This window comes from Jeotgalicoccus coquinae (genome assembly GCF_014207425.1).
Lineage (GTDB): Bacteria > Bacillota > Bacilli > Staphylococcales > Salinicoccaceae > Jeotgalicoccus > Jeotgalicoccus coquinae.
In genome coordinates this window covers 1002416-1016074 of record NZ_JACHFF010000001.1, presented here as the reverse complement: position 1 = coordinate 1016074, position 13659 = coordinate 1002416, and the positions used below count along the sequence as shown (strand labels likewise).

General features: G+C 45.2%; 11 protein-coding genes and 1 other annotated feature. All 11 genes read left to right on the top strand.

Features of this window, described 5'->3' with window-relative positions; all coding sequences use genetic code 11:
• Positions 1–42: 42 nt before the first annotated feature.
• Positions 43–630, top strand: a complete 588-nt coding sequence (gene yihA / locus HNR41_RS05000; RefSeq protein ID WP_184282328.1) for a ribosome biogenesis GTP-binding protein YihA/YsxC — start codon at positions 43–45, stop codon at positions 628–630.
• 104 nt (positions 631–734) lie between these two features.
• Positions 735–2081 (top strand): glutamyl-tRNA reductase, encoded by a 1347-nt coding sequence (hemA, locus tag HNR41_RS04995; RefSeq protein ID WP_184282326.1) that lies wholly within the window; start codon positions 735–737, stop codon positions 2079–2081.
• Positions 2082–2096: 15 nt separating this feature from the next.
• Positions 2097–2921, top strand: a complete 825-nt coding sequence (ccsA, locus tag HNR41_RS04990) for a cytochrome c biogenesis protein CcsA (RefSeq protein WP_184282324.1) — start codon at positions 2097–2099, stop codon at positions 2919–2921.
• Positions 2922–2935: 14 nt separating this feature from the next.
• Complete coding sequence (gene hemC / locus HNR41_RS04985; protein ID WP_184282321.1) at positions 2936–3868, top strand: hydroxymethylbilane synthase; 933 nt, start codon at positions 2936–2938, stop codon at positions 3866–3868.
• A complete protein-coding gene (locus tag HNR41_RS04980) occupies positions 3855–4544 on the top strand; it encodes a uroporphyrinogen-III synthase (protein ID WP_184282319.1) in 690 nt (229 codons plus the stop codon). Before hemC ends, HNR41_RS04980 begins: the two co-directional genes overlap by 14 nt.
• Positions 4544–5524 carry a porphobilinogen synthase gene (gene hemB / locus HNR41_RS04975; protein ID WP_184282317.1) on the top strand — a complete coding sequence of 327 codons (981 nt, stop codon included), beginning with the start codon at positions 4544–4546 and terminating at the stop codon, positions 5522–5524. Before HNR41_RS04980 ends, hemB begins: the two co-directional genes overlap by 1 nt.
• A 1-nt stretch (position 5525) precedes the next feature.
• Positions 5526–6812, top strand: a complete 1287-nt coding sequence (gene hemL / locus HNR41_RS04970; RefSeq protein ID WP_184282315.1) for a glutamate-1-semialdehyde 2,1-aminomutase — start codon at positions 5526–5528, stop codon at positions 6810–6812.
• A 75-nt stretch (positions 6813–6887) separates the two neighbouring features.
• Positions 6888–7397 carry a c-type cytochrome gene (locus HNR41_RS04965; RefSeq protein WP_184282313.1) on the top strand — a complete coding sequence of 170 codons (510 nt, stop codon included), beginning with the start codon at positions 6888–6890 and terminating at the stop codon, positions 7395–7397.
• Between the two features lie 92 nt (positions 7398–7489).
• A complete protein-coding gene (locus tag HNR41_RS04960; RefSeq protein WP_184282311.1) occupies positions 7490–8923 on the top strand; it encodes an MDR family MFS transporter in 1434 nt (477 codons plus the stop codon).
• A gap of 683 nt (positions 8924–9606) precedes the next feature.
• The gene (locus HNR41_RS04955; protein ID WP_184282310.1) at positions 9607–10680 is read left to right on the top strand and encodes an AbrB family protein; all 1074 of its coding nucleotides are present in this window, start codon (positions 9607–9609) and stop codon (positions 10678–10680) included.
• 51 nt (positions 10681–10731) lie between these two features.
• Positions 10732–10982: a binding site (T-box leader), on the top strand.
• A 46-nt stretch (positions 10983–11028) separates the two neighbouring features.
• Positions 11029–13659, top strand: coding sequence for a valine--tRNA ligase (locus HNR41_RS04950; protein ID WP_184282308.1), 2631 nt, complete (start codon positions 11029–11031; stop codon positions 13657–13659).

Genomic DNA, 13659 nt, shown 5'->3' with positions numbered 1-13659 from the left:
AGGCTGTCATTGCGACAGCCTTTTTTAAAGGAAGTGACCAATATGAAAATTAATCCAAGTAACGTAGATATAATTACCTCTGCGGTGAGTCCGGAACATTATCCGGCAACAGGCTTAAAAGAGATAGCATTAAGCGGACGCTCAAACGTAGGGAAGTCATCATTTATTAACGCAATGTGCGGACGTAAAGGTGTCGCACGTACATCATCGAAACCGGGTAAAACAATTACGCTGAACTTCTACAACGCAGATAACAAGTTCGTCTTCGTCGACGTGCCGGGATACGGTTACGCAAAACAGTCGAAGTCTGAACGCGAAAAGTGGGGCGGCATGATCGAAGGCTACCTGAAAGAACGCCCGACACTGACATGTGTTGTACAGCTGGTGGATCTCCGTCACCCGCCGACAGCTGATGATATTTCAATGTACGATTTCCTGAAATATTATGAACTGCCCGTAATTATTGTTGCGACGAAGGCGGATAAAATTGCCCGCGGTAAAATACAGAAACACATCAGCATTATTAAAAGAGAGCTGGAAATGGAAGCTGAAGACCAGATTTTCCCATTTTCTTCCCTGGACAAGCGGAATTTGCCTGAAATTATGACAGCTTTACAAAAGTTTGTCTAAACGCTTGATATATCGCTAATTTATAATTAGTATAAATAGGGAATAGATAAAGAGGTTCAAATGAGATCCTTTATTTGTGAGTTAAGTTTTGAGGGGGCATTATAGTGCATATTATTGCATTAAGTCTAAATTATAAAAAAACCGGCGTAGAAGAACGCGAGCAGGTTACATTCCAGGACGATGAAGTCGTTGAGGCACTGCATAAATTACGCGAACAGAAGAGTATATTGGAAGCGGCGCTGTTATCGACGTGCAACCGTACAGAACTGTACGTCGTCAGTGATCAGGAGCATACGGGGGCGTATTACTCCAGAAAATTCCTTGCAGACTGGTTCGATATTGAATATGAAAAAATTAAAGATATGACGGATATGAAAGTTGCGGACGAAGCAATTTCGCATCTGTTTAACGTTACTGCGGGACTTGATTCCATGGTGCTTGGCGAAACGCAAATTCTCGGTCAAATCAGGGACGCGTTTTTAACTGCACAGGAAGAACATACGACAGGAACGATTTTTAACAAGCTGTTCAAAGAAGCGATTACTGTCGCTAAACGCGGTCATAATGAAACGGATATTTCGAAAAATGCAGTATCCATTTCATATGCCGCAGTTGAACTGGCTAAACGTATTTTTGCGAACGTTAAGAAAAGCCGTGTACTTGTTATCGGTGCAGGTGAGATGGCAGAAGAGTCATTACTTAACTTAACGTCAAACGGCATTGAAGACGTTGTCGTGTTAAACCGTTCACTTGAAAAAGCAGAAGACTTAGCTGCGCGCTTTAACGGCCGTGCAGAAAACCTTCATGCACTTGAGTCTGAATTAAAAGAAGCAGACATCGTGATTTCAAGTACATCGTCACCGGATTATGTCATTAAAAAAGATATGATTGATAATGTTAACAAAACGCGCGGCGGCTCACCGCTTATCTTAATCGATATTGCGATGCCGAGAGACATTGATCCGGCAATCGATACGAGCGACAACGTATATATGTACAACGTCGATGATCTGCAGGGACTTGTCGACTCGAACCTCGCATCACGCGAACAGGAAGCCGAAAAGATTAAAGCAATGATCGACGGCACGACTGCAGAGTTCGAAGAGTGGCTCAGAGTGCAGGGTGTCGTGCCTGTTATTCAGGCAATGCGTACGAATGCATTGAAAATTCACGACGAAACGTTTGATTCACTGGAGCGCAAGCTGCCGGATATGTCCGAACGCGAACGCACGGTAATCTCAAAACACATGAAGAGTATTATTAACCAGATGCTGCGCGATCCGATTATCTTTACGAAAGAAATCGCAGGCGATAAAAAGCGCGATGAAAAACTCGAGGATATTATGAAGATGTTCCACATCGAAGAAGAAGTGGAAGCAGCACGCGAAGTTTCAACGGTTAAACAGAGAGAGAAACTGAAAGCACGTAAAGAACAGCTTAACCTTAATTAGCAAGGTGGATATCTTATGGATATGATGTTCCGCATTCAAGAAATTATATTACTTTTATATTTTATCAGCCTTTCTGCACTGTCATACGATTTGTTTTTAAGAAATCGACAAGTCAGAAAGGTTTCTCTGTATGTGCTCACACCGGCTGTTATACTGCACTTTTTGTCAGTCGTACAGCTCGGTGTCCAGCTTGGCAGAATTCCGATTCTGACACTTGCTGAGAGTATATTTACGCTTAGCCTGATATTTATACTGCTCGGAATTATTCATTTTATAAAGACGAAATCCGAGTTTATATTACTGTTTTACTTAATTATTACTATATTTTTAATGACGTTCTACACATTTTCATCGCTGAACTTCAGTTCGACGGCGCTGACGCTTGAAATTGTCAACGAGCTCTTAATCGTCCATGTGGGCAGTGCGCTCGCAGCATATGTCATGTTCTTTATCAGCATGCTGAATGCTGTTATATACTTAGTTCAGCGCCGCAATTTAAAGCAGAAGAAATTCAACAGAAGTTTCTTTTCGCTGTTCAGTATCGGCACCGCAGAAAAAGTTATGCTCAGACTGACCTTTATCGGTGTGATTTTGATGAGTATAAGTATTATAATAGGAATCGTCTGGGGACTTCAGATTATCGGTCTGAATGTCCTCTATGATTCGAAAGTTATCGGTACCGTATGTGTTATTATTATGTACAGCATTATTCTGGCAATGGTTAAATTAAAACATGAGACGACGAAGTTTGCCGTATACAGCATCGCAATTTTTGTCCTCGTTATGCTGAATTATTTAATTCTTTCAGAAATATCGAATTTTCATTTCTGGTCACTTTAAGGAGAGTATAAATTATGAGAAAAATTATTGTAGGTTCTAGGAGAAGCGGTCTTGCTTTAACGCAGTCGAAACAATTCATTAAAAAACTGCAGGCACAGTTCCCGGAAGCGGAAATTGAAATAAAGGAAATCGTCACTAAAGGTGATCGCATCGTCGATGTACAGTTATCGAAAGTCGGCGGTAAAGGACTTTTCGTTAAAGAAATCGAAGAAGCACTTAAAAACAAAGAAATCGATATGGCAATTCACAGCTTAAAAGACGTACCGAGCGTACTGCCTGAAGGATTCGTTATCGCATGTGTACCTGAACGTGAAGATATGCGCGATGCGTTCCTGTCGAACAACAAAGTATTATTCAAAGATCTGCCGAAAGACAGCATCGTCGGAACTTCAAGCTTACGCCGCGGCGCACAGCTCTTATCAATGCGCGATGATATTACTGTTAACTGGGTGCGCGGAAACATCGATACCCGCATTAAGAAAATGGAGGCGGGCGAATACGACGCGATTTTACTTGCTGCTGCAGGACTTAAACGCATGGGCTGGAGCGACAACGTGGTAACTGAATACTTCGACCCTGAAGAGTTCATTCCGGCAATCGCACAGGGTGCATTGGGTATTGAAGTGCGTGAAGACGACGCTGAACTCATTGAAATGCTGCAGACTGTGCATTCAGTAGATGATGCGACATGTACAACAGCGGAACGTACTTTCCTTAAACGCATGGACGGCAGCTGTCAGGTGCCGATCGGCGGATATGCAACACTTGAAGACGGAGAGTTATATTTAACAGGATTAATTATGTCTGAAGACGGCAACGAACGTTATGTCGTTAAAAAATCACACCAGGATCCGGTAAAACTTGGAAATCTCGTTGCGGATGAAATGGAAAAAATCGGTGCGAAAGATATTATCGACATGATTAACGAGAATAATGCCGGCAAATAAACCGGTAGTTTACGTTACGCAGTCGACGTTTGAGCTTGATGTGGACGAGGACTTAACCCTCGTCCATGCACCGCTCATTACGACTGAAATTCTGCCATTTGACGAAACGGTTTTAAATACACACTATACTTGGCTCGTAATGACGAGCAAAAATACGGTGAAGCACTTTCGCACCTTTTTTAAGCATGTCAAAACGGACAACATTTCGAGCATCGGCGTGAAAACGACCGAAGCTTTAAATGCCCTCGGCATCGATGTGGACTTCGAACCGTCAACGTATACGCAGGAAGGGTTTATCGAGGAATGTACAATTAATCCCGGCGATAAAATACTCTATCCCGCGAGCAGCAAAAAGCGTCCGTTAATGCGCGACTATATGAGAGAATCAGGCGCAGAGGTGACTGAAATCGATCTCTACTACCCGAAAGTGCACGACGGTTCCATTAAACGGATCAGAGAGAATTTAGGGCAGATCGATTACCTGACATTGTCATCACCGTCTGCGGTCGACAGCTTAATGGGGCATTTTACGGTTAGCGAGTTAAAAAGTATTCATTTTATCGCAATCGGTCATGTAACTGAATCGAGATTAAAGCAGTACGGACTGCGCGCTTCGACGCCGGAGCATGAAACACTTGGACATATGATTAATTTTATTAAGGAGAGTATTCAATAATGAACTTTGACAGACATCGCCGTTTAAGACAAAGCGGTTTTATGCGCGACATGGTGCGCGAAACGAAACTATCAAAAGATGATTTAATCTATCCGATTTTTGTCGTTGAAAAACCGGACGTAAAACAGGAAGTGTCATCGATGAAAGGTGTATACCAGATTTCATTAAACCTGCTTAAAGAAGAGCTGGATGAAGTGGTTGCACTTGGCATTAAAAGCGTTATTTTCTTCGGTATTCCGAATGAAAAAGACGCTGAAGGCACAGGCGCTTACCACGATCATGGTATCGTGCAGGAAGCATGCCGACTGTCGAAGGAACATTATCCGGAACTGCTCGTCATTCTGGATACGTGCCTGTGCGAATACACAGACCACGGCCACTGCGGCTTAATCGATCCGAAGACACAGGATGTCGACAATGATTCAACATTGCCATTACTCGTACAGACTGCTGTATCACAGGCGAAAGCAGGCGCAGATATTATTGCACCGAGCAACATGATGGACGGTTTCGTTACTGAAATTCGCCAGGGACTGGACAGAGCGGGCTACGCTCATATTCCAATTATGAGCTACGGCATTAAATATGCGTCCAAATTCTACGGTCCGTTCAGAGATGCAGCGGAATCAACACCGTCATTCGGCGACCGCCGCACGTATCAGATGGATCCGGCCAACCGTCTGGAAGCACTCCGCGAACTGGAAAGTGACACACTTGAAGGTGCGGACATGATGATTGTTAAACCGGCATTATCGTATCTCGATATTATCCGTGACGTGCGTAATAATTCGAATATGCCGATTATTGCATATAACGTGAGCGGCGAGTATGCAATGACACGCAGCGCAATCGATCAGGGACTTGTAGATGAAGAAGTGATTGCTGAACAGATGATTTCAATGAAGCGCGCAGGCGCAGATATGATTATTACTTATTTCGCAAAAGATCTTGCGGAAAAAATTAATAAGGGAGAAATTTAAGATGTATAATAAGTCAAAAGAACTTTATGCAAAAGCGGTTAAAGTAATGCCGGGCGGAGTAAACTCTCCGGCACGCGCCTTTAAATCGGTCGGCGACCACCCGTTATTTATCGATCACGCTAAAGGTTCACGTCTTTACGATGTGGACGGCAATTCCTACATCGACTATTCATTAAGCTTCGGTCCGTTAATTCTTGGCCACGCAGACGATAAAGTCGTGAAAAGCGTTCAGGACGCAGCGGTTAAAGGGACATCATTCGGTGCACCGACGGAGCTTGAGACGACAATGGCTGAACTTGTTATGGAACGTGTACCGTCAATCGAAATGGTGCGTATGGTGTCTTCAGGAACAGAAGCAACACTGGCGGCACTTCGTTTAGCCCGCGGGTACACAGGTAAAAACAAAATTCTTAAATTTGAAGGCTGCTACCACGGCCACAGTGACTCGTTATTAATTAAAGCAGGTTCAGGTGTTGCGACACTTGGTCTTCCGGATTCTCCGGGCGTTCCTGAAGGAACTGCTAAAAACACAATTACTGTCCCTTACAACGACGAAAGAAGTCTGACAGAAGCATTCGATAAATTCGGCGATGACATCGCTGCAGTCATTATGGAACCTGTCGCAGGCAACATGGGTGTAGTGCCGCCGGTTGAAGGATACCTTCAGTTTGTGCGCGACATTACAGAGAAAAATGATTCACTGTTAATCTTCGACGAAGTAATGACAGGATTCCGTGTCGGCTACAACTCGGCACAGGGTCACTTCGGCATTACTCCGGACTTAACATGCCTCGGTAAAGTAATCGGCGGCGGACTTCCGGTCGGCGCTTACGGCGGGAAAAAAGAAATCATGGAACGCATTGCACCGGCAGGAGATATTTATCAGGCTGGAACATTATCAGGTAACCCGCTCGCGATGAGTGCAGGACTTGCAACATTAAGCCAGTTAACACCGGACAGCTACGAGTACTTCGGCAAACTTGCAGATCAGCTTGAAGCGGGTCTGAAAGAAGTATTTGCGAGTCACGACACGCCGATTACGATAAATCGTGCAGGCTCAATGATCGGATTCTTCCTGACAGAAGGACCTGTGACAGATTTCGACAGTGCAAACTCAAGTGATTTAGAGTTGTTCAGAGCAATGTATCAGGCATTATTAGCAGAAGGCGTCTACCTGCCGCCGTCACAGTTTGAAGGAATGTTCCTGTCAACTAAACACACTGAAGAAGACATCCAGATGACAATTAATGCATTTGATAATGCATTAAGTAAAGTTACGGGTAAATAATTTAAATTTTGTACTTCATGAGTTATAGAATATGTGTATAATAGTGAGTGATAGTATAAATGGGGGGTAGACATAATGAGTGATAATAAAAAACGTTCACGCGGAGTAAAAGTCGATGGCCAGCCTCGCTACATCGAGAAAAATCCCGATCCGAACACTAAAGGTACTAAACACATTTACTGGTTAGTTCCTGTGCTTGTTGTATTCTTAATCGTTCCTTTACTTATTTTCCACTTAGGCAGCGGCGGCGGAAGCGACACTGCGTCTGAGGATGAAGCTGCAACAGAAGAAACAGCGGATTCAGGAGAAGAGTCAAGTGAAGAGGGCGCTTCTGAAGAAGAAGGCGAAGAAACTGCATCAAGCGGAGACGTTGATGCTGAAGGAATTGCCCGCGACAACTGTGCATCATGTCACGGTCAGGATTTCTCCGGAGCTATGGGGCCGGCTTTAGCAGGTACAAGCCTTGCTGAAGACGAGTTCACTTCAATCGTTCGTGACGGCCAGGGATCTATGCCTGCATTCAGTGCAGACCAGGTTGCTGACGAAGAGCTTACTGCAATGTACCAGTTCTTCAGCGAACAATAATAACTGAGATATAAAGACAAACTCGTATTGTATGAGTTTGTCTTTTTCTATATATAAACAGGGGATTATATGGGAATCGGGTGACAAATTATATGAACAGAAGAAAAAACAGGGGGAGTACGTCGGGGCGGAATCTCGTTATTGCGATTTTGATCGTCGGCGCATTCGTATCGATATTAAATCAGACACTGCTCGTGACGGCAGTGCCGGTTATTATGGCGGATCTTAATATTCCGTTCAGTACAGCGCAGTGGCTGACGACCGGATTCTTTTTAGTGAACGGAATTATGATTCCGATCTCTGCATTTTTAATTAATAAATTTACAACGCGGAGATTATACATGACCGCGATGATTTTATTTATGGCCGGAACGATTGTCGCCGCAATATCCACAGTATTTCCTGCTCTGTTGGCGGGGCGAATACTGCAGGCATCCGGTGCCGGAATTATGATGCCGCTGTCACAGGTCATTCTGCTGCAGATGTTCTCAGTCGAAAACCGCGGGAAAGCAATGGGGCTGTTTGGGCTGATAATAGGATTTGCACCGGCAATCGGGCCGACACTGTCAGGATACATAGTCGAATTCTGGCCGTGGCGCACACTGTTTATCATCATTGCACCGTTAGCGGGAATGAATATTCTTTTCGCATATTTCTTTATGCGGAACGTCACTGAACAGACGAACCCGAAAGTCGATGTGTTATCCATTATCATGTCGACACTCGGATTCGGCGGACTGTTATACGGCTTCTCAGTCGCGGGGGTCAGCGGCTGGACGAGCATGGAAGTTATTCTGCCGATAGTATTAGGATTAATTATTGTCGGATTTTTCGTCAGAAGACAATTTAAACTGGTGCAGCCGATTTTAGAAATCCGAGTGCTCGCGAATCCGTACTTCCTAATGGCCACACTTATTGGTATTATCGTTTTTGTGTCGATGGTCAGCGCAAACAATATCGTTCCTGTATTAATGCAGGATATGCTCGGGTTTACTGCATTCCAGTCAGGTCTTGCGCTCTTGCCCGGCGCCATTGTTATGGGCATTATGTCACTCGTTGCCGGCTGGCTGTTCGATAAGTACGGCATTAGAATACTCACATTCACCAGTCTTATACTGATATTAATCACGTCGATTTTAATGTCATTCCTCAGCACTGAAACAACATTTACGTATATTGTTGTGGTTTACACCGTGCGCTTTTTAGGCGTCGGGCTGTCGATGATGGCACTCACCACGTATGCCATGAACGCGCTCGACAATCAGATGATATCCCACGGCACGTCGCTGAACAATACGATGCGCCAAATCGGCGGGTCGCTCTTCACCGCGCTCCTGATCACAATAATGACGGGGGTCGCGTTCAACGTATCCGGCGGCACGCCCGCACCGGCAGACGAAATCACCGGCGTGAACTATACATTTATCGCCTCAGCGGTATTAACCGTGCTCGGCCTGGTATTCGCGCTCTTCCTTAAAGAACAGGAACGCGTAGTCAGTGAAAAAGACGATGCTGAACAAAACTAACAAGATAAAAACCATTGCTGAATGAGGAGGCGAGCTGCCCGTTGTTAACCAGGGTGTCTGGGATGACAACGGGCATTTCCTGTTGTGAACCGGACAGCATAAAAACGAGTATTTACAAAAAATCAGGGTATTTGAAAGTATTATTAAGTTTAAAGTACGACGTCAAAGCGGTGTCGTCCTCCAAGTGGTGTTAAAGTACGACGGCGAAGTGGTGTCGTCCTCCAAGAGGTGTTAAAGTACGACGTCAAAGCGGTGTCGTATTCCAAGAGGTGTTAAAGTACGACGGCGAAGCGGTGTCGTCCTCCAAGAGGCGTTAAAGTACGACGGCGAAGCGGTGTCGTATTCTAGAAGGTGTTGAAGTACAACGGCGAAGCGGTGTCGTATTCCAAGAGGTGTTGAAGTACGACGTCGAAGTGGTGTCGTATTCCAAGAGGTGTTGAAGTACGACGTCGAATCCCCGTCGTCCTCCAAGTGGTGTTGAAGTACGACGTCGAAGTGGTGTCGTAGTCCAAGTGGTGTTAAAGTACGCCGTCGAACCGCCGTCGTCCTCCAACCACCTGCACACACCACAACATCCACCCACACCATAATTTTCTGAATAAAGTGTAAAATGCAACTTACTTTATATCACTGGAAATATAAGTTATTATTATATATGACACTTGAATAGATAAGGTGATTTTATGAAAGTACTTCGTTTTCTGCTGCTCGTCGCTGCGGCGGCCCTGATTTCGTCAGGTCTCTCTGCAATAGGAATGATTCTGCCATGGCTCTTCGGCTCAATGATTGCGACAATTCTCTACATCAGACTGGTCAAGCGTGAACTCTTTTTCCCGCGCTGGCTCGGTAATCTCGGTGTTGCCATCATGGCCATCGAAATCGGCTCCACTCTGACTCTCGATGCTTTAATGGATATGCGGGCTGACTTGTTTAATATTTTTCTTATGACAATTCTCGTTCTTATACTCAGTCTCGTACTGTCACGGTTCTTTATATACCTGACCGGCAGTACACCGGAAACAGCGATTCTCGCTTCGGTACCGGGTGCGTTATCCCAGATGCTGATTATGGCGGAGGAGGAGAAGCGTGCGGACATACTGCTCGTGACGCTCACTCAGATGTCGCGGATTATATTAATCGTGCTGATCGTCCCGTTCGTCGCAGGTATCTTTACACCGCGTGCCGACGTCGGTGCCGAAGCGGTCGCGGTCGATTACATTTCGACAATCTTTACTCCGGAAATGCTCATTATCCCGATTGCTGCATTCGCGCTCATTTTTATTCTCGACAAGATAAAATTCCCGGCGAGTTTAATGCTCGGACCGATTATCGTTTTAATTATATGGAACTTAACGACGGGAATAGAATTCTCACTGGATCTCGTTTTTATTAATATTGCGCAAATACTGTTCGGTATCCGTATCGGACTGCAGATTGCATCATTAATGACACAGCTGAACAAACGTCTGATATTCTCAATACTGCTCCAGAACCTGCTGCTGATTTTCGGGACAATGTTTATCGTATTCGTTTTCCAGCTGTTCACATCGCATCAGTTTAACGACTTGTTCCTGAGTGCCGCACCGGGCGGACTGGGACAGATTATCGTAATTGCGATTGAAACCGGCGGGAACATTGCGATGATTTCGAGTTACCACATCTTCAGAATTTTCTTCATCATTATCGTCGTCGTACCGATCGTCGGCTACTATTTAAAATATCTCAGCAGAAAACGCGCGAAACAGGCGAAACAGTAAGCCACTTCAATCTTGACAGTTATTTAAAAGTCGCATAATATTAACTTATATAAATAATAAGAGACGTAGAAGAGTAGCTGTATGCAGGCGTAAAAGAGAGTAAACGGTTGGTGAAAGTTTACCGGTGCCTACAGTGAAAGTAACTATGATAAGTTTTGTGTGAACGCTGAGGGAACGAAGTAAAATCCGTCCCGCCAGAGGCAAGTAATCCGAAACGTGCGGTGAGCGTTAATCACCAAGTTGAGATGCAGGCAGTAATTATGCCTGAATTTAGGTGGCACCGCGGAACTCCCGTCCTATTTATGGACTGGAGTTTTTTTGTTTTTAAAATTATGAGGAGTGATCGTTATGGAAATGCCGAAAAAGTATAATCCGGCTGAAGTTGAACAAGGCAAGTACGACAAATGGGTAGAGCAGGGGTTATTTAAATCTGACGTAAACAGCGACAAAGAACCGTTCTCCATCGTTATCCCGCCCCCGAACGTCACGGGTAAACTGCACCTCGGTCACGCATGGGATACGACGCTGCAGGACATCATCACGCGCATGAAGCGTATGCAGGGCTACGATGTACTGTATCTGCCGGGCATGGACCACGCGGGCATCGCAACGCAGGCTAAAGTGGATGCACGCCTCCGTGAAGCGGGCATTAAGCCTGCTGAAATCGGCCGCGAGAAGTTTATCGAGCATGCATGGAACTGGAAAGAGGAATATGCAGGCCATATACGCGAGCAGTGGGCAAAAATGGGACTTGGTCTTGATTACGATAAAGAGCGCTTTACACTGGATGAAGGTCTGTCCAAAGCAGTCCGCAAAGTATTCGTTGATATGTACAACAAGGATTTAATTTACCGCGGTGAATATATTATTAACTGGGATCCGTTAACACAGACGGCACTCAGTGATATTGAAGTGATTCATAAAGATATCGAAGGCAGCTTCTACCATGTGAAGTATCCGTTAACTGACGGTTCAGGCTTCCTGGAGATCGCAACAACGCGTCCTGAAACAATGCTCGGTGATACTGCGGTGGTTGTGCACCCGGATGACGAACGCTATCAGGACTTTATCGGTAAGACTGTCACACTGCCAATCGTTGGCCGTGAGCTGCCGATTATTGCGGATTCCTACGTTGAGCAGGAATTCGGTTCAGGTGCAATGAAAGTGACGCCGGCACACGACCCGAATGACTTTGAAATTGGTAACCGTCACGATCTTGAGCGTATTAACGTAATGCATCCTGACGGAACAATTAATGAACTGGGCGGACAGTATGAAGGTATGGACCGTTTCGACTGCCGCAAGCAGCTGGTTAAAGATCTTGAAGAACAGGGCTTTATGATTAAGATTGAATCTCACGTGCACTCTGTCGGGCACTCTGAGCGCTCTAACGCCATTGTTGAGCCTTATCTTTCAACGCAGTGGTTTGTCAGCATGCAGCCTTTAGCTGAGAAGAGTCTTAAAAACCAGGAAACGGATAACCGTATTGACTTCGTTCCAAATCGTTTTGAACATACGTTTAACGGCTGGATGGAAAATATCCGAGACTGGGTCATTTCACGCCAGTTATGGTGGGGCCATCAGATTCCTGCCTGGTACCACAATGAAACAGGCGAACTGTACGTCGGCGAAGAAGCACCTTCGGACATTGAAAACTGGACGCAGGACGAAGATGTCCTCGATACCTGGTTCTCAAGCGCCTTATGGCCGTTCTCTACAATGGGCTGGCCGGACGACACGCCGGACCTCGCTAAGTACTTCCCGACGAATGTACTGGTTACAGGTTACGACATTATCTTCTTCTGGGTCGCGCGTATGATTTTCTCATCTTTAGAGCAGACAGGCGAGAAACCATTTGATGATGTACTGCTGCACGGTCTTGTACGTGACGAGCAGAACCGCAAGATGTCGAAATCACTCGGCAACGGTGTAGATCCGATGGATGTTATCGAGAAGTACGGTGCGGATGCACTGCGTTACTTCCTGTCTACAGGTTCAACGCCGGGTCAGGATTTACGCTATTCAGACGAGAAAGTGGAAAGCGTATGGAACTTCATTAACAAAATCTGGAACGCTTCGCGTTTTGCGTTAATGAATATCGGTGAAGACTTCACACTTGAAGACATTAACTTAGAAGGCGATAAATCACTCGCTGACAAGTGGATACTGACACGCCTAAACGAAACAATCGCAGATGTTACACGTCTGTCTGAAGACTACGAGTTCGGTGAAGTGGGACGCGCGTTATACAACTTCATCTGGGATGACTTTTGTGACTGGTATATCGAAATGGCGAAAGTGCCGATGACTCACGGTACTGATGAAGAGAAACAGATGACGCGTTCAGTACTGCTGTATACTCTGGATAAGATTCTGAAGATGCTTCACCCGTTCATGCCGTTTGTGACGGATGAAATTTATCAGACAATCAATAAAGAGACTTCAATCGTAGTCAGCGAATGGCCGGAAGTTGACGGGTCATTGAACTTCGACGACGCTTCAGCTGAAATGGAACTGCTGGTAAGTATTATTAAATCGGTCAGAACGACACGTAATGAAGTGAATACGCCGTTATCCAAACCGATCGACATTAAACTTGAAGTCAAAGATGAAAACCGCCGTGCTGCTGTTGAACGTAACAAGCATTATATCGAACGCTTCACAAATCCTGAAAACTTAACGATCGCTGCTTCAATCGATAAAGGCGACGACGATAAGACAGATGTCGTTAAAGGAGCAACAGTTGTACTGCCGCTTGCAGGATTAATTAACAAAGAAGAAGAAATTGCACGTCTTGAAAAAGAACTGGAACGTCTGTCAGGCGAACTGAAACGTGTATCAGGCAAGTTAAATAACGAGAAATTCGTGAGCAACGCTCCGGAGAAAATCGTTGATGAAGAACGTAAAAAACAAGCGGGCTACAAAGCACAGTATGAAGAAGTTGAGGCACGCCTGAACAGCATGAGAGGTGTGGAATAG

Coding starts and splice junctions, on each gene's coding strand:
- yihA (WP_184282328.1), top strand. CDS start 43: ATGAAAATTAATCCAAGTAACGTAGATATAATTACCTCTGCGGTGAGT.
- ccsA (WP_184282324.1), top strand. CDS start 2,097: ATGGATATGATGTTCCGCATTCAAGAAATTATATTACTTTTATATTTT.
- hemC (WP_184282321.1), top strand. CDS start 2,936: ATGAGAAAAATTATTGTAGGTTCTAGGAGAAGCGGTCTTGCTTTAACG.
- HNR41_RS04980 (WP_184282319.1), top strand. CDS start 3,855: ATGCCGGCAAATAAACCGGTAGTTTACGTTACGCAGTCGACGTTTGAG.
- hemB (WP_184282317.1), top strand. CDS start 4,544: ATGAACTTTGACAGACATCGCCGTTTAAGACAAAGCGGTTTTATGCGC.
- hemL (WP_184282315.1), top strand. CDS start 5,526: ATGTATAATAAGTCAAAAGAACTTTATGCAAAAGCGGTTAAAGTAATG.
- HNR41_RS04965 (WP_184282313.1), top strand. CDS start 6,888: ATGAGTGATAATAAAAAACGTTCACGCGGAGTAAAAGTCGATGGCCAG.
- HNR41_RS04960 (WP_184282311.1), top strand. CDS start 7,490: ATGAACAGAAGAAAAAACAGGGGGAGTACGTCGGGGCGGAATCTCGTT.
- HNR41_RS04955 (WP_184282310.1), top strand. CDS start 9,607: ATGAAAGTACTTCGTTTTCTGCTGCTCGTCGCTGCGGCGGCCCTGATT.
- HNR41_RS04950 (WP_184282308.1), top strand. CDS start 11,029: ATGGAAATGCCGAAAAAGTATAATCCGGCTGAAGTTGAACAAGGCAAG.